We start from the raw sequence: 20,900 nt of genomic DNA, 5'->3' as shown, positions 1-20,900 counted from the left end.
ATGTTCGGGCGCCGCGCATTGATCGCGGCGCTCGTCCTTCTCGCCGGCGGCATCGTTACGAAGGCAGGCTCGGAGAGACCTGCGGCCCGCACGCTCTCGCCTGCGGGGCTGGCGAAGGTTTCCGATTACATCCGCAATGAGGTCGCCACCGGCAAGATCCCCGGAGCCATCCTGCTGCTTCAGCAGCACGGCAAGGCGGTCTACTATCAGAATTTCGGCGTCCGCGACGTCGCGACTGAACTCTCGATGAGCGCAGACACGATCTTCCGCCTCTACTCGATGTCGAAGCCGGTCACCTCAGTCATGGCGATGATGCTGGTTGAGGAGGGCAAGCTGTCGCTCGACGATCCCGTCTCGAAATACATTCCGGCCTTCGCCGGCATGAAGGTCGGCATCGAGAAGAAGGCCGAGGACGGCAAAGTCGCCCTGGCGCTGGAGCCGCTGGAGCGACCAGTCACGGTCAAGGATCTGCTGCGCCACACCTCCGGGCTGCCTTACGGCTATTACGGCGGCGGTATGGTGCGCGAGATCTACGCGGACGCCAATCTCTTCAACAGCAATCTGACTAACGCCGAATTCGCGGCCAAGATCGCCACGCTGCCGCTGGTCGAGCAGCCCGGCACGGTGTGGGACTATGGCTATTCCACCGACGTGCTCGGCCGCGTCGTCGAAATCATCGCGGGAAAGACGCTGCTGCAGTTCGAGAAGGAGCGGCTGCTCGATCCGCTCGGCATGACCGAGACGGCATTCTTCGTTGCCGATCCCGCCAGATTCCCGCGCATCGCCGAGCCGATGCCGGAGGATCGCAATATCAATCCGACGACGCAGGTCCGCGACATCAGGCGGCCCGCGACATGGGAATCGGGCGGCGGCGGTATGGTCGGCACGGTCGGCGACTACGCCCGCTTCGCCCAGATGCTGCTCAACGGCGGCACTTATGACGGCCGGCGCTATCTCAAACCGGAGACCATCGCGCTGATGGCCTCGGATCATATCGGGCCGGAGACGAAGATCGCGCGCGACCAGAACTATTATCCGGGCGGGTCTTCCGGCTTCGGTCTCGGCTTCGCCGTGCGCACCTCGGTGCCCCCTGGAACAACGTGGCCGCTCGGCGAATATCGCTGGGACGGCGTCGGCGGCACGTTCTTCTTTATCGATCCCGAGGACGATCTGTTCGGGATCTTCATGGTGCAGACTCCGACGCAGCGCGGCCGGATTCAACTGGCGCTGAAGACGCTGATCTACCAGGCGATGGGGCGGTGATTACGCTCCGCGCACGATCTCGCGGATATATCCGATCGTCTCCTCGACCTGGCTCGCATTGACGTCGAGATGGGTGCAGGCGCGGATGCGGCCGTCCATCATCGCAAGCGTCACGCCGCGCTGTCGCAGCGCCGCAACCATCTTGTCGCCGGGAATGCCGGCACCATCGGGCTTGAAGAACACCAGATTGGTTTCGGGCTCCTGCACCTCGACGCCTGCGATCTGCGACAGTCCGCGGGCGAGCGCGCGCGCATTGGCGTGATCGTCGGCGAGCCGCTCGACATGATGGTCGAGCGCGTAGATGCAAGCCGCCGCGCAAATTCCGGCCTGTCGCATCGAGCCGCCGAGCCGCTGCTTCCACTGCCAGACCGCATCGATGAAGGCGCGCGAGCCCGCCAGCACGCCGCCGATCGGCGCGCCCAAGCCCTTCGAGAAGTCGATCCAGGCCGAATCCCAGCCCGCGGTCATGTCGCGCGGGGAGATGCCGCTCGCGACAGTGGCGTTGAGCAGGCGCGCGCCGTCCATGTGGGTGACGAGGCCATGTTGTTTCGCGATCGCGACGATCTCGTCGAGCGCGGCCTTCTTCCAGACCGTACCGCCGCCGATATTGGCGGTCTGCTCGACGCTGACCACCGTCTGTGGCGGTTGGTAGCGCGTGCGCGGATGCAGCGCTCTGCGAAAGGTCTCCGGCGTGAACTGGCCGTCGGGTCCCTTCAGCTGCGTGACCTGGAAGCCGCCGATCGCGGCATGCGCGCCGCCTTCGCGCGCGATGATATGGGCGCTCTCATGGGCGAGGATCTCGTCGCCGGGGCGGCAATGCACCAGCGTTGCGGTGACGTTGCACATCGTGCCTGACGGCATGTACACGGCGGCTTCCTTGCCGAGCAGCTCGGCGACGCGCTCGCACAGCGCATTCACGGTCGGGTCGTCGCCGACCTGCTCGTCGCCGACCTCCGCCCGCGCCATCGCCTCGCGCATTGCGGGTGTCGGCTTTGTCTGCGTGTCAGAGAGCAGATTGATGCGCACTGGCGGCGCTTTGGGATCGATCGGGGGAGGGGTGTAGAGCATGGCTGGTCTCATTCTCTAGTCGAACAATGGCAACGTGTTGCGTGCGTGTCCCAATGACCTGAACTAGCCACGAGAACGTTGAGCGACGCGCTGTCGCGCGGCGAGCAGGATGTCGTCTGGCGTGTCGGCAGCGAAGATATTGCAATCGGGCTGAGCGAACAGCCCCTGATATCGGCAGATCTGCTCGTCGCGGGAGAGGGCCTCCCACGCTCCGAGCGCCGCTTCAGTCGGCGTTGCCGAAGGATGAGTGTTGGCGAGCTGGTCGGCCGTGCGAGACATCAATGGCATGCTAACAAACAAAAAGGCCCCGGAAAACCGGGGCCTTTGTCGATGCTGCAATTATCAGCGCGAATAGAATTCGACGACCAGATGCGGCTCCATCTGCACCGGGAACGGCACGTCGGAGAGGTGCGGGATGCGAATGTATTTCGCGGTCATCTTGCCGTGGTCGACTTCGAGATAGTCGGGGGTGTCACGCTCGGAGAGCTGGCTGGCTTCGAGGACGTGAGCGAGCTGCTTGGAGGATTCCTTGACCTCGATCACATCGCCGAGCTTGACCAGATAGCTCGAGATGTTGACCTTGCGGCCGTTCACCTTGACGTGGCCGTGGTTGATGAACTGGCGCGCGGCGAAGATCGTCGAGACGAACTTGGCGCGGTACACGACCGCGTCGAGACGGCGCTCGAGCAGGCCGATCAGGTTCTCGCCGGTATCACCCTTGAGACGGCTGGCCTCGACATAGATGCTGTGGAACTGACGCTCGGAGATGTTGGCGTAATAGCCCTTCAGCTTCTGCTTGGCGCGCAGCTGCACGCCGAAGTCGGAGAGCTTGCCCTTGCGGCGCTGGCCGTGCTGGCCGGGGCCGTATTCGCGGCGGTTCACGGGGCTCTTCGGGCGGCCCCAGATGTTCTGGCCCATACGGCGATCGAGTTTGTACTTCGCCTCACTGCGCTTAGTCATCGCGTCCTCTTCAGGTACTTGGTTTGAGGAAACGCGCCCTCCTGTGTGACGGGCTAGCCCGGCACTGACAGGTCCGATCCCCAAAGCTTAAGGGACAGGACCACGGGTCGCGAAACGCTTCGCGGGCCGAAATCGGCCCGCGAGCAAGCGGCTTTTAGGGGGATTTGGGGCTCGCTGTCAATGCGAATGGCCCGGACTCACGTCCCGACCGCCCGGATCGGCTTCGACCCGGCCGCCCGCAATTCGGCAGCGATTTCAGTGTTCAGGACCTGTTCCAGCCGGGTCAGGACCCGGGCGATCGGGGCGGCATCGGTGACCCGGTGATCCCAGCGGATCACGACATGGATGGTCTGGCCAGGCCCGACCATCCCATAGCTGACGATGAAGGGGCCGGGCGTGATCGGGTGAAGCTCGCCGCCACCATAGGCGGCCACCGAGCTCACCGCGAAGCTGCCGAACCAGTTGCCGCGCTGCCGGCCGAAATTCAGTCCTATCGCCCAGGACAGCCGCCGCAGCGGCAGCGGCAGACGGGTCACCCGCATGATCTTGCGAAACATGGGAATTTCGTCGATCGGGGCGGTCTTGGCGCGCCGGATCTCGGCGTCGACCTCAGCCAGGGTCATGGCCTCGGGAGCCACGATTCGCTGCGGGATCACGCATTCCTCGCCGCCCTCGACCCGGGCAATGGCCACCGACGCCACGCTCTTCGGGAGCTCGTAAAGCGACGGCCAGGGCCATTCGGCATAGACGGTACGCAGGACCGGCTCGTTCCTGGCGACCAGGGCAAAAGCCTTGACGAACATGGCCGCCCAGCCGGCTGGTGCCATCGCGCCCGCGCGGGCCTCCTGCAGGGGGCCGATATCGAGCGAACGGGACAGGGACACGAAGGGCACGCCCATCGATGCGTGCATGAGGTCGATAATCAGGCGACGCGGCAGCGAAATGGTCTTGGGCGTCCCGCGCATCGCTCTTTGGTTTCCCCTGATTAAAGTTTGTGCAGCGAGCGGGTTCCCGCTCGCCGCCTGCTCTAGCACGAACCAACCGGCATGGGGCCGGTCGGTTCGCCGCATCAGGGCGCCGGCGAGGCCAGCGGCTTAGTCTTGTCGACGACGTAAACTCCAAGCACTTTCATAGCCTTGTCGCCGTGGGCCTTGGCGTCATGCACGACGCCCGCGGGGATCTGGTAGGAATCGCCGGCTTTCAGCGTCTTTTCCGGCTGCCCGTCGATGAGGAGATTGAGCTCGCCTTCCAGCACGTAGCCGGTCTCGATGCCCGGATGGGTATGGCGACCGGCCGCGCCGCCCGCCGGGACCTCCGCGATGGCGGTGATGGTGTTGTAGCCATCGGGAAATTCGACCTTCTGGAGCGGGGTGCGCTTGATGCCGGGCTGTTGGGCGAAGGCCGCAACAGCGAGGCCGGTGAAGGCGAGAGCGAGCAAAGTCTTTTTGAGCATGGTTTTTCCTCCCTGGAACGACCGACCCTAGCAGCGCCGTGGTTCCCGGCAAGACTCTCGGCAAAACTCCCGGCAAAGGCTCAAGGCTAGCGCTTGATCCCCTCGAACGCTGCCATGATGCCGCGCTGGAATAGGGACCAGTCAAAGCCGAGCGCGATCGCGCGGTAGCCGCGATCGACCAGGGCATTGGCCTGGTCCGCGGTACGCGCCACACCGCCGATCGGCACGCCGCTTCTGAGGATGCCAGCCTCGGCCCGCGCCACCAGCTCCAGCAATTCCGGATCGTCCATCTGGCCGCGCTTGTTGATGGAGGTAGCGAGATCGCCGGGGCCGATTACGGCGACGTCGATGCCGGGCGTGGCCATGATCTCGTCGATTCGGTTGACGGCCTCGATGTGCTCGATGGTGATCATGCAGATCATCTCGTCGTCGGAGCTGGCCATGTAGTCCGGCATCGACTGGCCCCAGCGAAATGGCGCATGGAACGGACCCCAGAGCCGATCGCCGCGTGGTGGATAGCGCACGCTGCGCACCGCTTTCTCGGCCTCCGCGCGATTGGTGATCATCGGGAAATTGATGCCGAAGGCGCCGATGTCCATCGGTGCCTTCGCAAGCCACGGTTCGTTCGCCGCGATCCGCACCAGCGGCGTGCACGGTGTGCCGGTCGTGGCCGCGATCATCGCATGTGCTTCGGTCAGTCCAATCGGCCCATGCTCGAGATCGACGATGATCCAGTCGAGTGAGCGCGCCATGATCTGCACGGTCTGCACGCTCGGGATCGTCGCGATCGCGCCGAAGGCGGGACGACCCTCGCGCCAGAGCTGGCGGAGACGGTTGAGCGGCGTGGTCGGGACGGACATGGGAAGAACCTGCAGGAAACGACGAGGGCGGAGCCTAGCAGCGCGCCGTCGAGGCGCAAGGTCAGGCTGGAATGCGGCCGCCGAAGAACGGCGTCAGCTTGGCCGAAAGGCCATGGACGCGGTGCGAGGTGAAGATCATCTCGGCGCCGGACTGCGCGATGCCACTGGTCTGCGCGCCGAGCAGATCCGAGACGCGGCGGGCGATCGCGGGCGCCGGATCGATCCAGTCGACCGGCCAGGGCGCGAGCCTTTTCAGCCGGTCGAGCAGCAGTGGATAATGCGTGCAGGCGAGCACCACGGTGTCGGTGCGTGCGCCTGCGTCCCCGGCATCGCCGACGAAACACGGGGCGAGCTCGGCGAGGATGGCGTCGTCGCTGACGGGAGAGCCGCTGAGCTCTGCTTCAGCCAGCGCAGCCAGCTCGGGCGAACCGACCAGTGTCACCTCGCAGCCTTGCGCGAAATCCCGGATCAGCGCCTTGGTGTATTCGCGCTTCACCGTGCCCTTGGTGCCGAGCACCGACACCCGCCGGCTCCTCGACTGCGCGCAGGCCGGCTTGATCGCGGGCACAGTGCCGACGAAGGGCAGGGAATAAGCGGCGCGCAGATGCGATAGGACCAAGGTGGACGCCGTGTTGCAGGCGATGACGACGAGGTCAGGATCATGCGTGCCGACCAATTCCCCCATCAGCGGCACCACGCGGGCGATGATCTCGTCCTCGCTGTGGTGGCCGTAGGGAAAGAAGGCGTCGTCCGCGACGTAGACGTAATGCGCGTCGGAGCGCGCGGCCACGACCTCACGCAGGACCGTGAGCCCGCCAAGGCCGGAATCGAACACCAGAATCGTCGGGGAATTGGTCACGTGATCACTCTAGCCGGACATGGTTACCATTCGGTTTTTGGGGCGGTTTTGCGGCAGGGGCGCTTAGGGCTAATTTGGACCGATTCGATTTCGCGATTGCCGCATGGACCCGATATCAGCTGCCGGACTGCGGCGCGGATAGGGACAGGCCCGCAAAACTCCGGAGAGCCGACATGATCAGAAATACCAGTCACGGCTGGGGCAGCATTTCCCGATGGCTGCACTGGGTTCTGGCGCTGACCATCATCGGCATGATCGGCTTCGGGTGGTGGATGAACCACATCCCGGCGCGTCCCGACCGCTTCTTCTACCGCTCGATCCACGCCGATATCGGCTATGTGATCCTGCTGCTCACGGTGCTGCGCCTGGTCTGGCGCCTCGTTAACCCGACGCCCGCCATGCCGGCCGAGACCTCGCGGTGGCAGAAGGTCGCCGCCCATGTCAGCCACGGCGCGCTCTACCTCGCCGTCATCGTCGTCACCATGCTCGGCTGGGCGCATTCCGGTGCGCACGCACCTGATTATTCGGACTTCTTCGGCCTGTTTCACGTGCCGCAATTCACCGCTCCCGACCGCGCGGCGCGGGCGCCTATGAAGACCGCCACATCCTTTTTGCCTATGTGCTGCTCGCCTTGATCGCGGTTCACGTGATCGCCGCCCTCTGGCACCACTTCATCCGCCGCGACCGCGTCGTGGCGCGGATGGTGACAGACGAGGCGGGGTAGGGCGGACATGGGAGGAAGCATCGGGCCTGCTGCCTCCGCATCGTCATTGCGAGCGCAGCGAAGCAATCCAGAATCTTTCCTTTGTGGCAGTCTGGATTGCTTCGCTGCGCTCGCAATGACGGATAAGATGTGGGTCACGAACTATCCGATTGCGATCGCAGGAGGCCTCATGCTCACCGTCCATCATCTCGGCAAGTCGCAGTCGGAGCGTATAGTCTGGCTGTGCGAGGAGCTGGCGATTCCCTACGAGCTGAAGCGCTATACGCGCGATCCCGTCACCATGCTGGCTCCGGCCGAGTACAAGGCGTTGCATCCGATCGGGGCGGCGCCTGTGATCACCGACGGCGCACTGGTGCTCGCGGAATCCGGCGCGGTCGTCGACTACGTCGTTGCAAAATATGGCAACGGCCGACTCGTGCTCGGGCCCACTCATCCCGCCTTCGCGCAGTTTCTGTATTGGCTTCATTTCGCCAATGGCACCCTGCAACCCGGCATGGGGCGGATGATGATCCTGAGCCGGCTCGATCTCGCCAAGGAGAATCCGACCCTGCTCGCGATGAAGGGGCGTCTCGATCGGGCCTTCGATCTTCTCGACGCAAGGCTTCGCGAGGCCGAATACCTTGCCGGCAGCGCCTTCACGACCGCCGACATCATGACGGTGTTCTCACTCACCACCATGCGCTACTTCCAGCCCTATGACGTGTCGCGCTGTCCCAATGTGGTCAAATATCTCGGCCGCATCGGCGCGCGGGCGGGCTATCGGCGTGCGATGGAGAAGGGCGACCCGGGCATGGCGCTGCTGTTGAACTGAGCGGCGAGGGGCAATCGATCACGCGATCCTGTTCGTGGTGGCCGCGCGCTCCGACGCCAGCTGCTTCTGGAGGCGCTCGATGTTCTGCAGCAGGCGCTGGCTGGTCAGCACCAGGAAGTAGTAGCCGAACTGCGGATCCTGGAAGTAGATCTCGAGCAATCGGTCATAGGTAATCGTCAACACCTGCCCGTCTTCGATGCATTCGATCGTTCCGGTGCGCCGGTTGCCCGGCGTGAGGAAGCCGAGCTCGCCCATCAGCGCGCCCGGCATGATCTCGATATTGATCTCCTTGACCAGGAACTTGCCGGTGACCGTGAGGAGCATCTCCTTGGCTGGGTCGCCCAGTTTGAACAGCGTGTCGCCGCGGCGATATTTGCGTTCGGTCATGAACGGCTTGAGCCATTCGATCGACATGTCGCCTTCGGCCGCATGGCGCGCCTTCTTGACGAGCTTGAGCATCTGCCGCAGGCGCAAGGCGTTGATCGGGAGCAGCAGGAGATAGAGCAGGAAGGTCGAGACGTTGGCAGAGAGCGCACCGAAGACGGCGAAGAACGCGCAGCCGACCATGTTGGCAACGCGCAGCGGAACCATCGTCCGCATCAGGAGGGTGGCGACGAAGAAGCCGGCGCCGACCGCGGCAAACATATTGGCCAGCGTGATGTTCTGGACGAAGATCTCCAGCATCCGATTGAAGATCGAGTCATAGGTGACGTTGTTCGGATCGAGGCCCATCTGGACCAGGATCTTCGCGATCCTGAGGTTATCCGTCGCCGCCTCGAGAATGCGGTCGAGGATCGACGAAATGTCTGCGCTGCCGGACGGCATGGTACTATCCCCGCGTAAGGCCTTCAGTCACGGTCGGTCTTCTCGACACCTATAGCCGAAATCGAACGACGACCGCTTGAATGAAGCTTTCGGCCGCCGTGCCGCAAGAGGCAAATTTTAGCCTGATCGGGCGTTTCGGCAATTGCCTGTTTGGCGGTGCGTATGGCCGTGGCGCGCCCGCGATTCGGGGCCCACCGGGTACGAGCCTCGGCGTGGTGGACCTCGACGCCGGATAGGGCGGGGCAGGACCAGGCGTGGGCGTGGGGCGATCCCCGCTCTTAGGGTTTGGCGGCGGGCTGCACGACCTGCTGCTCGACCAGGCTGAGGTGCCCGGGCAGCGAACCGGCGCGCAGCAGCATGGCGACGCCATTTGCTTCCTCCAGGGTGAAATTGCCGGAGATCTGGCCCGAGCCGCCGGTGATGGGCTCGCGGATCACGGGGGCGGAGATCACCTTGCCGTCGAGCACGATGGCAAAGGGCTTTGCAATATTCTCTTCGGTGATGTGGGCAAAGCGCCGCGTGCCGCGGCCGTTGAAGCGGAACGAGGCAATCGGCTCTTTCGTGGCGCTTGCAAACCCCGGGCCCGCATAGCTGATGTCGTCGCCGTCGAGCACGCTGTCCTTGGCGACCAGATAAAGGCTCTTGTCCTTGAAGCCGGGCAGGACTTCCGTGCCAGCCGGCGGCGTGCCGGATTGCGCTTGGTCCGGCGGCATCGAGAGGTCGATCAGGCGGAAGCCGACCTTGACCCTTCGGGCGAACACCGCGGTGACGCGCTCGGGCTCCATCACACCGGGCAGGAAGATACGGATGCGCTCGGTCCCATCGGGCTGGACGCTGGCGAGCTGGACGCCGGCCTCCTTCAGACGCTGCTCGATCATGGCGATGGCATCTTCGACGAGCTCGTGCAGCCGCGCGGCGGATGCCGCATTGGTCGGGGCAAGCCTGACCATTCCGTCGCCGCCGTCGGTCACGGCGAGTGCATGCGACGGCAATCCCTCCGCGGCCGACGCGAGCTTGCGCGCGAGTTGTTCGCGGCCTTTGGCGTCCGCGATCTTCAACTCGACGCCGCCGTCACGGATGGCAAGGCCGGAGAAGGCGATCTTGCCGTCGCGCAGGTTCTTGTAGACGTCGTCGCGCAAATCCGTGACGACGCTCTCGCGCAGGCCATCGGTGTCCACCTTGTAGACGATGCGTGACCCGCCGAGCTTCTCCATCTTGTCGCTGATGAAGGCCGAGATCTTGGCGCGCATCTTGTCGATCTGGCCGTCCTCGGCGTGTGCCGCGCGGGGCAGGGCGAGCACCGATGTCATGATCCCTGCTGTCACGGCGAGCGCGATGAACAGCCGGGTAGCGCAATCCCGCGGGAGCGTAGTCATGATCACCTCAAGTCTTGCGCCAGGGCGCTGGCAAGGACACCGGCATGTGAGTCCAATGCCAGTTCTTGGTCCCCGGATCTGGCGCGCAGGTTCAAAAGCCTCTCACCAGAGCCCCGATTACGGCGGCCGTTAGGTCATGGACGAAGGCCAAATCATCCATCATTCTGCCCGTGCTCGGCCGGCCATCGGTCGAGGTCTCGCCAACCCAAAAAGTCAAAAGACAGGGCGCGGGGATATGCATCTGAGGGAGGACGGAATTCCATGGCGGGCATCCACGCGCTCGATCGGCTCATCGGCAGCGACTATCCAGACCTGGCGACGGACGCAGAGGTTCGGGCGTTCGAGCAGGTCCCTTACGCCGATCGCGTCGCGGCCGAGAGCACTTACGAGGCCATCAGGCTGGGTGCGGCCCGTAACCCCGACGGGCCGGCGCTCCAGTTCCTGCAAAACGCCGATCCCGCCGACACGCCGGTCGTGGTGACGTACCGTGATTTCATCGCGCGCGTCACACAGGCCGCCAACATGTTTCACGCGCTCGGCGTCGAGAAGGGCGACGTCGTCAGCTTCATGCTGCCGCTGGTGCCGGACGCCTTCGTGACGCTGTTCGGCGCGGAGGCCGCCGGCATCGCCAATCCCGTCAATCCCCTGCTGGAGCCGCACCAGATCGCGGAGATCCTTGAGGCCGCGAACACAAAAGTCCTGGTGGCGCTCGGGCCGATGCCGGGCACCGACATCTGGCAGAAAGTCGAGCAGATCAGGCCGCAACTCAAGCACCTCAAGGCGATCGTGCAGGTGTTCGGTGCTGGCGATCCGGCGAGGGGAATCCTTACGTTCAACGACCTGATCAGGCAGCAGCCTTCAGACCGCCTTATCAGTGGGCGCAAGATTCTGGGCAGCGACATCGCCGCCTATTTCCACACCGGCGGCACCACCGGCACGCCAAAGCTGGTGCGGCACACGCATGCCAACCAAGTGTATCAAGCCTGGGCGCTCAATCTGCTGCTGGAGTCGAAGCCGGGCGCCAACATGCTGTTCGGCATGCCGCTGTTTCACGTCGGGGGCTCGTTGACGCAGGTGCTGACGACGCTGTCGGCCGGCGGTTCGCTGGTCGTGCTGTCGCCGAGCGGATGGCGCAATCCGAATGCGGTGAAGAACATCTGGCAACTGGTCGAGCGCTTCAAGCCCGAAGCGCTGTCGAGCGTGCCGACGGTGCTCGCCGCAACGCTCGCGGTGCCGCCTGGCAATGCCGACATCTCCAGCCTGAAATATGCAGCCGGTGGCGGCTCCGCGATCCCGGTCGCGGTGGGGTCTGCGATCCAGGACAAGCTCAAGCTGCCTGTCGTCGAGGTCTACGGCATGACCGAGACCTCGAGCGTTCACACGCTGGCCTATCCGTCACGGCCGATCCGACTCGGTTCGGTCGGCCTTCCCATGCCTTACGCGCGGGTCCGCATCGTCCAGCTCGATGCTGACGGCAAGCTGATCCGCGACTGCGCGCCGGACGAGATCGGCGTCGTCATCATGGCGGGGCCCGGCGTGTTCGGCGGCTATCTCAACGACGAGCACAACAAGGGTGCTTTCGTCGACGAGGTCTGGGTCAATTCCGGCGATCTTGGCCGGCTCGATGCTGACGGTTATCTCTGGATCACCGGCCGCGCCAAGGATCTCGTGATCCGCGGCGGCCACAACATCGATCCGGCACCGATCGAGGAGATCATGTTCCGTCATCCCGCCGTCGGCTTTGCCGCGGTGGTCGGCCAACCCGACGCCTATGCCGGCGAACTGCCGGTGGGATATGTGCAGCTGAAGCCGGGGGCGACCGTCGAGCCGGGGGAGCTGGAGACGTGGGTGCGCGAGCGTACTCCGGAGCGCGCGGCTGTCCCGGTGCAGGTCATCCCGATCGATCCGATGCCGGTGACCGGCGTCGGCAAAGTGTTCAAGCCGCAGCTGCGCTGGGACGCAGCCCAGCGCGTGTTCACGAAGGTGCTGACACCCCTCACTGAGCGCGGCATCGACTGCAAGGTCAGGGTCGGTGCTCACGGCAGCCACGGCTCGATCGTTACCGTGACGCTGGCGGGCCTGCCGGCGGATCAGCGCGAAGCGGTTGCGCGCGAGGTGCACGCACTGCTTGCACCGTTCGTGATGCGCCACGAGGTGGTGCAGATGTAACGGACCCAACGGACGGCTTCGGCGTCAGCTCGAAAGCAGGGCGACGCTTCGCCGCATTAGCCATACCCCCGATAGAGCCCCCTATGTGACAAGTATCACATAGGAAGAATTGGCAATCGGCGATGCTACCGAATAGTCTCATGGAATTGCATCCGGGGGGACGCAAGTGATTCCGTTTCGGATATTTGCTTTGTTGATTTTGGCCATTGGCCTCGCCTGCGGACCGGCCCATGCGGACCGGCGGGTTGCGCTTGTCATTGGCAATTCCGCCTACAAGAGCGCGCCCAAGCTCGGCAATCCCGTCAACGATGCCACTCTGGTCGGCGGCATGTTCAAGAAGGCCGGCTTTGATTCCGTCGACGTCAGGTTGGATCTCAGCGCGAGCGAGATGCGGCGCATGTTGCGTGAGTTCGCCGGCAGGACCCGCGATGCCGACATGGCGGTGATCTATTACGCCGGCCACGGCATCGAGCTGGAAGGCACAAACTATCTCATTCCGATCGACGCGACGCTGGAGACGGATGGCGACGTGCTCGACGAAACCATCCCGGTCGAGCGCGCGCTGTTCGCGGTGGAGCCGGCCAAGCAGCTGCGCCTGATCATCCTGGATGCCTGCCGCGACAATCCGTTTTCCAAGACCATGAAGCGGACGCTGGCCTCGCGCGCGATCGGACGCGGGCTTGCCAAGGTCGAGCCGACCAGCCCCAACACCATGATCGCTTTCGCCGCGAAGGCCGGTTCGACCGCGTCCGACGGTGACTCCAGGAACAGCCCGTTCGCCGTCGCTTTGGTCGAGCACTTGCCCAAGCCGGGCCTCGATTTGCGCAAGGCTTTCGGCTTCGTGCGCGACGACGTGCTCAAGAGCACCGGCTACAAGCAGGAGCCCTACGTCTACGGCTCGCTGGGCGGCGACGACGTGCCATTGGTCGCGGTCAAGCCGGCCGCGTCCGGGGCGCAGGCCAACCCGCAGGACGCCATTCGCAGGGATTACGAGCTCGCGCTGCAGCTTGCCACGCGCGACGGTTGGGAAGCCTTCCTGGCGCAATATCCCGAAGGCTTCTATGCCAATCTGGCCAAGGGCCAGATGAACAAGATCGCCGCCGAGGAGACGCGTGCCTCGGCCGAGCAAAAAGCGAACGCGGCCGAGCAGCAGAAGGCAAGGCTCATTGCTGAACGCGCCCAGAAGGCCGAGCAGGACAAGGCGGCCGCGGCGGCCAAGGCGGCCGAAGAGGCACGTGTCGCAGCGGAGAAGCAAAAGCAGATCGAGCAGGCAAGGGCCGACGCGGCGGAGCAGCAGCGCAAGCTGGCCGAAGCCGCCGCAGCGAAAGCACAGGCCGAGAAGCAGGCGGCGGAGAAGGCCAAGGCCGAGCTTGCTGCCAGGCAGGCCGCCGAGAAGGCGGAACAGGCGGCAAAGCCTGTGGCCGATCGGCAGATGCCTGAGGTCGAGCAAAAAGTTGCAGCCCTTTCACCGGCGCCGGCATCCACATTGTCGGCGGCTGATCTGACAAAATCCGTGCAGAGTGAATTGCGCCGCGTCGGCTGCCTGTCCGCCACCGCCGACGGCGATTGGAGCGCAGCATCGCAGCGTTCGCTGGCCCTGTTCAACAAATATGCCGGCACCCAATTCGACGCCAAGCTCGCAAGCGTCGACGCGCTGGATGCACTGAAGGCAAAGCCCGGACGCGTTTGCCCGCTCATTTGCAATTTCGGCTCCAAGGCGGACGGCGATCAATGCGTGAAGATCACCTGCCGCGCCGGCTATCGCGTCGGTGACGACAACGAGTGCGAAAAGATCCAGGAGAAGAAGCCGGTCGCAACGCGCGAGGATTCGCGGAGGCGGGATACGGACCGGAAGCAGACGGAGGCTGCGCCGTCGACGCCGCAAGCCTCCGGGCAAATGATCTGCAACAACGCCGGATGCAGGCCGGTTGCTAAGGGATGCCGGCTCGGCTTGGTTCCTAATCCCAGCAACGCCAGCGTCAAGGTCACCGGCGAGGTGTGCAACTGATGGCGATGCCTGTCTTTCGAAGTTGCGCCCTTGGGCTTCGGGCTCTTGCTTTTTTTGTTCTTGCGAGTTGTAGCCCCGCTCTCGCCGACAAGCGCGTTGCGCTCGTCATCGGCAATTCCGCCTATAAGAACGCGCCGCGGCTCGCCAACCCGGTGAACGACGCCGGGCTGGTCGGCGGCATGTTCAGGAACGCAGGCTTCGATACGGTCGAGATCAGGCTGGACCTCAACGCCAGCGAAATGCGGCGATCCCTACGCGAGTTCGCGGCCAGGACGCGCGATGCCGACATGGCCGTGATCTACTATGCGGGCCACGGCATCGAGCTGGACGGCAGCAACTATCTCGTTCCGACCGATGCCATGCTGGAAACCGACGGCGACGTCCTCGACGAGACGATCGCACTCGATCGGGCGCTGTATGCGGTCGAACCGGCCAAACAACTTCGTCTTGTCATCCTCGATGCGTGCCGCGACAACCCATTCGCCAAGACGATGAAGCGCACCCTGGCCTCGCGCGCGATTGGTGGCGGGCTTGCCAAGGTCGAGCCGACCAGTCCGAACACGATGATCGCCTTTGCGGCCAAGGCGGGATCGACGGCGTCGGATGGCGACTCCCGGAACAGCCCGTTCGCGGTCGCGTTGACCGATCATCTGCCGAAGCCCGGGCTCGACCTGCGCAAGGCGTTCGGGTTTGTCCGTGACGACGTCCTGAAGAAGACCGGCAACAAGCAGGAGCCGTATGTCTATGGCTCCCTGGGCGGCAGCGACGTGCCGCTGGTGCCGGCAAGGCCCGCCGCAGCCGGTCCGCAGGCAAATCCGCAGGACAGTGTGCGCAAGGACTACGAGCTTGCCCTCCAGGCCGGCCTGCGCGAGGCCTGGGAAGCATTCCTCCAGACCTATCCGGACGGCTTTTACGCCAATCTCGCCCGCGTGCAGTTGAAGAAGATTGCCGCCGAGGAGGATCGCACGGTGGCGACGGAGAAGGCCCGTCTAGCCGAACAGGAAAAGGCGAGGCTCGCAAGCGAGCGAGCCCAGAAGGCCGAGCAGGAGAAAGCGGCCGCCGCTGCGAAAGCGGCGGAAGAGGCGAGGATCGCGGCCGAGAAGGCCAAGCAGATCGAGCAGGCCAAGGCGGAGGCGGCTGAACGAGACCGAAAGGCGGCGGAAGCCGCCGCGGCCAAGTCGCTCGCGGAGAAGCGGGCGGCCGAGAAGGCGGCGGCTGAGGCGGCAGCGAAGCAGGCAGCTGATGCCGAAAGCAGGAAGGTGGCCGCGCTGTCGCCGCCGCCAAGCTCCCCGCCGCCCGGCGATCTCGCGAAATCCGTTCAGAGCGAGCTACGCCGCGTCGGCTGCCTTTCGGCCGCCGCTGACGGTGACTGGAACGCCGCAACGCAGCGCTCACTGTCACTGTTCAACAAATATGCGGGCACCCAGTTCGACGCGAAGCTTGCGAGTGTCGACGCGCTCGATGCGCTGAAGGCGAAGCCGGGACGGGTCTGCCCGCTCGTCTGCAATTTCGGCTTCAAGGCCGACGGCGATCAATGCGTGAAGATTACATGTCGCGCCGGCTATCATGTCGGTGACGACAACGAGTGCGAGAAGGTGGCGGAGAAGAGGCCGGTGGCGACGCGCGAGGATTCGAAGCGGCGGGACACGGATCGGAAGGCAACCGAATCTTCGCCGTCCAAGCCCGAGGCAAGCGGACAGATATTCTGCAGTTCGGCGGGCTGCCGCCCGGTGCAGAAAGGATGTCGGCTCGTCAACGGGCTTATCCCCGGGAGGGCCGCCTCAAACGCGGCCGCCGGTGGGTCCTACGAGGTGTGCAATTGAGAGCCGCGCGAAGTTGATGCGGTGGAGTGCGCAATCCGGCGTCAACGAACGCGATCCTACGCCGCCGGCATCCGTTCGCAATGCTGCATGAGGTGGTGCGCTGTAGGTGAGGGCGGACGACACGAGACTTGCATGCCTCGCCGCTAGCGAGCATCATCCTCCAAAAAACAGGGGGAAACAGATGCCACAACTCTCGCGCCGCAGTCACCTTCAGCAATTGTCGGCCGTGCTCGGATCCGCCGCGCTGCCTGGGTGGTCGAGGTCCGCAGGGGCTTCGGAGGCAGACATTCCGCCGGAAGGCATCGGCAAGGGCATCAAGCACATCTCCTATAGCGACATCGGCGGGCGGCCCGACAGCGTGCAAGTGATGTTCAACCGGCAGCACGTCTATGTCGGGCACATGTTCAGCGACGGTGTGACGATCCTGGACGCATCCGATCCGCGTGCGCTGAAGCCGGTCAATTTCTTCACCGCAGGACAATACACCCGCACCCATCATTTACAGGTGGCGGAAGACCTGCTGCTGCTTGCGAACGGCGCCAACATCGTCGCGATGCAGTCCTACGACAACATGCGCGGCTATTTCGAGAACACGCTGGTCGACAGCATCACCAAGGCCAAGAAATTCCGCTGCGGCCTCTCGATCCACGACATATCGAAGCCGAACGAGATGCGCGAGATCGCGTTCCTCGAAATGCCCGGCTTCGGCATCAACCGGCTGTGGTGGCCGGGCGGGCGCTATGCCTATGTGTCGGCGCATCTCGACGGGTTCACCGACCACATCCTTTGCGTGGTCGATCTCAAGACCATCACGAAGCCTGAGATCGTCGCGAAATGGTGGCTGCCGGGCATGAACCGCGCGGCCGGCGAGCCGGCGACGCCAAAGGGCAAGCGTTTTGCGCTGCATCACATGATCACGGCGGGCGATCGCGGCTATGCCGCCTGGCGCGATGGCGGCTTCACCATTCATGACATCAGCGATCCCACGAATCCAAAGCTGCTGTCCCACATCAATTGGTCACCGCCCTTCGCCGGCGGCACGCATACGCCGCTGCCGCTGCCCAAGCGACAGCTCGCAATCGTCGCGGACGAAGCCAATGCGGATCAATGCGCCAAGGGCCTGTTCCATACGTTCGTCCTCGACGTGCGGGCGCCTGGAAACCCGGTGCCGATCGCGACCCTGCCGACCCCGCGCGACCGCGACTTCTGCACCAACGGCACCTTCGGACCGCATAATCTGCACGAGAACCGCCCGGGCTCGTTCCAGAGCGAGGAGACGATCTTCGCGACCTACAACAATGCCGGCGTCAGGGTGTTCGACATCAGGGATGCCTTCGCACCGAAGGAGATCGCGTATTGGGTGCCGCCGACACCGAAAAAGCTCATCGACCCCCGCCCGAACGTCGCGCTCGCGGCCAAGACCTGCGACGCCTATGTCCGGCCGGACGGGCTGATGTTCGTCTCCGACTGGAACGCCGGCATGCACGTGCTGCAATATCAGGGATGAGTGGTGTTGTAGGATAGGCAAAGGCGCAAAGCGCCGTGCCCACCATTCGCAGCGGAGAAGGCTCTGGTGGGCACGCTTTCGCTTTGCCCACCCTACGAGACCTGCGCTAACCCGCCGGCATCCGCGTTTCGACGAGTCGCGCCCAATAGGACGCGCCGTGGCCCAGGATGTTGTCGTTGAAGACGTAGGCCGGGTGGTGGCACTCGTTGCCGTCGCCCATGCCGACCAGGATCATCGCGCCGGGGCGCGCTTCAAGCATGAAGGAAAAATCTTCGGCGCCCATCATCGGAATGAACTTGTCGTTGACGCGCTCGGCGCCGACGATGTCGCGGGCGACGTCGGCGGCAAGGCCAGCCTCGCGCGCATGGTTCATCGTCACCGGATACATGCGCGTGTATTTGGTTTCCGCCGAACCGCCATAGGCGCGCGCGACGCTGTCGGCGACTTCGCCGATGCGGCGCTCGACGAGATCGCGCACTTCAGGGTCGAGCGTGCGCACGGTGCCGCCGAGCTCGGCGATCTCTGGGATGATGTTGAAGGCCGTACCGGAGTGGAATTGCGTGATCGAGATGACGGCGGACTTCAGCGGATCGACGTTGCGCGCGACGATCGATTGCAGCGCGTTGACGATCTGCGCGCCGATCAGCACGCTGTCGATCGATTTGTGCGGACCCGCGCCGGCATGGCCGCCCTTGCCGTGGACGGTGATCTGGATGTTGTCTGAGGAGGCGAGCATCGCACCCGGCGTGGTCGCGAAATGTCCTTCGGGCAGGCCCGGCATGTTGTGCATGCCGTAGACCTCCTGGATGTTCCAGCGCGTCATCAGTCCGTCCTCGACCATCGCCTTGCCGCCGCCGCCGCCTTCTTCCGCGGGCTGGAAGATCACGACCGCGCTGCCGTCGAAGTTGCGGGTCTCGGCGAGATATTTGGCGGCGCCGAGCAACATGGCGGTGTGACCGTCATGGCCGCAGGCGTGCATCTTGCCGGGGACCTTGGAGGCGTAGGCGACGCCCGACGTCTCCATGATCGGCAGCGCGTCCATGTCGGCGCGCAGGCCAATGGTCTTGCCCGAGGCGGATTTGCGGCCGCGGATCACACCGACGACGCCGGTGCGGCCGATCCCCGTCACCACCTCGTCGCAGCCGAACTCGCGCAAGCGGTCGGCGACGATGCCGGCGGTGCGGTGGACGTCGTATTGCAGCTCCGGGTTCTCGTGGAAGTCATGGCGCCAGGCGGCCATTTCGTCGGAGAGGGCGGCAACGCGGTTGACGATGGGCATGAGAAGGTCCGCCTTGATTTGTAGCCCGGATGAGCGAAGCGACATCCGGGATCTTTGTGAGGGAAGTCCCGGGTATCGCTGCGCTCACCCGGGCTACGAAGGACGTTCAGCTCTCGCCGAACACGCGCTTGAAGATCGTGTCGACGTGCTTGAAGTGATAGCCGAGGTCGAACTGCTCCTCGATCTCGGCGTCGGTGAGATACTTCTTCACGTCAGCGTCCTTCTTCAGAAGCTGGAGGAAGTCGCCTTCGCCGCGCCAGACCGGCATGGCGTTGCGCTGCACGAGCTTGTAGGCGTCCTCGCGGCTTGCGCCCTTCTGGGTCAGCGCCAGCAGAACGCGCTGCGAATGCACGAGGCCGCCGAGGCGGTCGAGGTTCTTCTGCATGTTGGCGGGGTACACCAGCAGCTTGTCGATCAGGCCGGCGAGGCGGACCAGCGCGAAGTCGAGAGTCACCGTCGCGTCGGGGCCCATCATGCGCTCGGCGGAGGAGTGCGAAATGTCGCGCTCGTGCCAGAGCACGACGTTCTCGAGCGCCGGCGTCACATAGGCGCGCACCATGCGCGACAGGCCGGTGAGGTTTTCCGACAGCACCGGGTTGCGCTTGTGCGGCATCGCCGACGAACCCTTCTGCCCTTCGGAGAAGAACTCCTCGGCTTCGAGCACCTCGGTGCGCTGCATGTGGCGAATCTCCACCGCGAAACGCTCGACCGAGGACGCGATCACGCCGAGCGTCGAGAAATACATCGCGTGGCGGTCGCGGGGGATGACCTGCGTCGAGATCGGCTCGGGGACGAGGCCCATGGCCTTGGCAACATGCTGTTCGACGCGCGGATCGATCTGGGCAAAAGTGCCGACCGCACCGGAGATGGCGCAGGTCGCGACTTCCTTCCGCGCCGCGATCAGGCGCTCCCTGGCGCGCGAGAATTCCGCATAGGCATAGGCGAGCTTGAGACCGAAGGTCACGGGTTCGGCGTGGATGCCGTGGCTGCGGCCGATGGTCGGCGTCATCTTGTGCTCGAGGGCGCGCTTCTTCAGCGCCGCCAGCACCTTGTCGAGGTCGGCGAGCAGCAGGTCGGCGGCGCGGGTGAGCTGGACGTTGAGGCAAGTGTCGAGCACGTCGGAGGAGGTCATGCCCTGATGCACGAAGCGCGCCTCGGGGCCGACGATCTCGGCGAGGTGGGTGAGAAAGGCGATGACGTCGTGCTTGGTCTCGCGCTCGATCTCGTCGATGCGGGCGACGTCGAAACTGGCGTCCTTGGCCTTGGCCCAGACCGTTTTGGCGGCCTCCTTGGGGATCGTGCCGAGCTCGGCAAGGGCGTCCGCCGCATGCGCCTCGATCTCGAACCAGATCTTGAACCGGGTCTGCGGCTCCCAGATCGAGGCCATTTCCGGGCGGGTATAGCGGGGGATCATTGGACTGCTCCAGGAAGGTGGGCGGGCGACCCGGAAGGGGGCGACCTGCCAAAATGCTTTTTACGCCGTGATCTAGCAGAGCGGGGAGGGCGAAACAAACGGCGCCGGCAACGTAGCGGGGGATGATTGGGCTGGACAGGATCATCGGCCCGGCGGCGGCGGGGCGATGGGCAGCCGGCCTCAGGGGGGAAGCTCGCAGATATTAACTGTCAATCACGGATCATTGACTGACAGATATTGAAATCTGTCAGCGAGACGTGTATATCCATTCTCGGACGCTCCGATTGGGCGTCTGGCGGCATCCGGGAGCCCGACGTCCCAAGCAAATGGGGGATTGAGGGTCGCAATTGAACAACGGGGACCGCCAATTGATTGGAGACTTACGACAATGACGACCGAAATCATCAATTTGACCGGGACGATTGGGCACTGGCTCAATTTACTGGTGGCGCGCCAGATCGCGGCGCAGGCTGCAAAACTGCCTCATTAAGGCGAGAGCTT

The 20,900-nt window shown here is 64.4% G+C and carries 17 protein-coding genes and 1 pseudogene; 7 read left to right on the top strand and 11 right to left on the bottom strand.

All coding sequences use genetic code 11. The features are described from left to right. Entirely contained in the window at positions 1–1,263 is a 1,263-nt protein-coding gene (locus IVB48_RS13665) for a serine hydrolase domain-containing protein (RefSeq protein ID WP_247400370.1), read from the top strand. On the opposite strand, the gene IVB48_RS13660 is transcribed toward IVB48_RS13665, so the two are convergent. The 7 genes from IVB48_RS13660 to murI form a co-directional block, all read right to left on the bottom strand. Further along, positions 1,264–2,331 carry a threonine aldolase family protein gene (locus IVB48_RS13660; RefSeq protein ID WP_247400368.1) on the bottom strand — a complete coding sequence of 356 codons (1,068 nt, stop codon included), beginning with the start codon at positions 2,329–2,331 and terminating at the stop codon, positions 1,264–1,266. Between the two features lie 63 nt (positions 2,332–2,394). After that, positions 2,395–2,610, bottom strand: coding sequence for a hypothetical protein (locus tag IVB48_RS13655; protein WP_245287780.1), 216 nt, complete (start codon positions 2,608–2,610; stop codon positions 2,395–2,397). 63 nt (positions 2,611–2,673) lie between these two features. After that, complete coding sequence (gene rpsD, locus IVB48_RS13650; RefSeq protein ID WP_007602315.1) at positions 2,674–3,291, bottom strand: 30S ribosomal protein S4; 618 nt, start codon at positions 3,289–3,291, stop codon at positions 2,674–2,676. 197 nt (positions 3,292–3,488) lie between these two features. Beyond that, on the bottom strand, positions 3,489–4,256 hold the full coding sequence (locus tag IVB48_RS13645; protein ID WP_247400366.1) for an acyltransferase: 768 nt from the start codon (positions 4,254–4,256) through the stop codon (positions 3,489–3,491). Between the two features lie 104 nt (positions 4,257–4,360). Beyond that, positions 4,361–4,744, bottom strand: a complete 384-nt coding sequence (locus IVB48_RS13640; protein ID WP_027518835.1) for a cupin domain-containing protein — start codon at positions 4,742–4,744, stop codon at positions 4,361–4,363. An 86-nt stretch (positions 4,745–4,830) separates the two neighbouring features. After that, positions 4,831–5,604 (bottom strand): aldolase/citrate lyase family protein, encoded by a 774-nt coding sequence (locus tag IVB48_RS13635; RefSeq protein WP_247400364.1) that lies wholly within the window; start codon positions 5,602–5,604, stop codon positions 4,831–4,833. A gap of 61 nt (positions 5,605–5,665) precedes the next feature. Continuing rightward, positions 5,666–6,463: a glutamate racemase gene (murI, locus tag IVB48_RS13630; RefSeq protein ID WP_247400362.1), complete on the bottom strand. Its 798-nt coding sequence runs from the start codon at positions 6,461–6,463 to the stop codon at positions 5,666–5,668. 173 nt (positions 6,464–6,636) lie between these two features. Between murI and IVB48_RS13625 the strand changes: the two are divergent. Both IVB48_RS13625 and IVB48_RS13620 read left to right on the top strand, forming a co-directional pair. Continuing rightward, positions 6,637–7,187, top strand: a pseudogene (locus IVB48_RS13625) (cytochrome b). A gap of 169 nt (positions 7,188–7,356) precedes the next feature. Further along, positions 7,357–7,998 carry a glutathione S-transferase family protein gene (locus tag IVB48_RS13620; protein ID WP_247400359.1) on the top strand — a complete coding sequence of 214 codons (642 nt, stop codon included), beginning with the start codon at positions 7,357–7,359 and terminating at the stop codon, positions 7,996–7,998. Between the two features lie 18 nt (positions 7,999–8,016). Here IVB48_RS13620 and IVB48_RS13615 read toward each other — a convergent pair whose 3' ends face one another. Together IVB48_RS13615 and IVB48_RS13610 are read right to left on the bottom strand one after the other, a co-directional pair. Further along, positions 8,017–8,823, bottom strand: a complete 807-nt coding sequence (locus IVB48_RS13615) for a cyclic nucleotide-binding domain-containing protein (protein ID WP_027567682.1) — start codon at positions 8,821–8,823, stop codon at positions 8,017–8,019. A gap of 278 nt (positions 8,824–9,101) precedes the next feature. Beyond that, positions 9,102–10,199, bottom strand: coding sequence for a preprotein translocase subunit SecD (locus IVB48_RS13610; protein ID WP_247362415.1), 1,098 nt, complete (start codon positions 10,197–10,199; stop codon positions 9,102–9,104). 261 nt (positions 10,200–10,460) lie between these two features. On the opposite strand from IVB48_RS13610, the gene IVB48_RS13605 reads away from it, so the two are divergent. The 4 genes from IVB48_RS13605 to IVB48_RS13590 all read left to right on the top strand — a co-directional run bounded on the left by IVB48_RS13605 (position 10,461) and on the right by IVB48_RS13590 (position 17,706). Next, a complete protein-coding gene (locus IVB48_RS13605; RefSeq protein ID WP_247400358.1) occupies positions 10,461–12,368 on the top strand; it encodes an acyl-CoA synthetase in 1,908 nt (635 codons plus the stop codon). Between the two features lie 190 nt (positions 12,369–12,558). Beyond that, positions 12,559–14,376: a caspase family protein gene (locus IVB48_RS13600; protein ID WP_247400356.1), complete on the top strand. Its 1,818-nt coding sequence runs from the start codon at positions 12,559–12,561 to the stop codon at positions 14,374–14,376. Positions 14,377–14,381: 5 nt separating this feature from the next. Beyond that, complete coding sequence (locus IVB48_RS13595; protein ID WP_247400537.1) at positions 14,382–16,199, top strand: caspase family protein; 1,818 nt, start codon at positions 14,382–14,384, stop codon at positions 16,197–16,199. 181 nt (positions 16,200–16,380) lie between these two features. Then, positions 16,381–17,706 carry a hypothetical protein gene (locus IVB48_RS13590; protein WP_247400355.1) on the top strand — a complete coding sequence of 442 codons (1,326 nt, stop codon included), beginning with the start codon at positions 16,381–16,383 and terminating at the stop codon, positions 17,704–17,706. Between the two features lie 106 nt (positions 17,707–17,812). Here the strand turns inward: IVB48_RS13590 and IVB48_RS13585 are convergent, their stop codons facing one another. Beyond that, positions 17,813–18,985: a M20 aminoacylase family protein gene (locus tag IVB48_RS13585; protein WP_247400354.1), complete on the bottom strand. Its 1,173-nt coding sequence runs from the start codon at positions 18,983–18,985 to the stop codon at positions 17,813–17,815. A 106-nt stretch (positions 18,986–19,091) separates the two neighbouring features. Then, positions 19,092–20,399, bottom strand: coding sequence for an adenylosuccinate lyase (gene purB / locus IVB48_RS13580; protein ID WP_027567687.1), 1,308 nt, complete (start codon positions 20,397–20,399; stop codon positions 19,092–19,094). Positions 20,400–20,900: the final 501 nt, after the last annotated feature.

Source organism: Bradyrhizobium sp. 76 (genome assembly GCF_023073025.1).
Taxonomy (GTDB): domain Bacteria; phylum Pseudomonadota; class Alphaproteobacteria; order Rhizobiales; family Xanthobacteraceae; genus Bradyrhizobium.
Note: the sequence above shows the minus strand (reverse complement) of the source record. Positions and strands in the feature narration are given on the sequence as shown.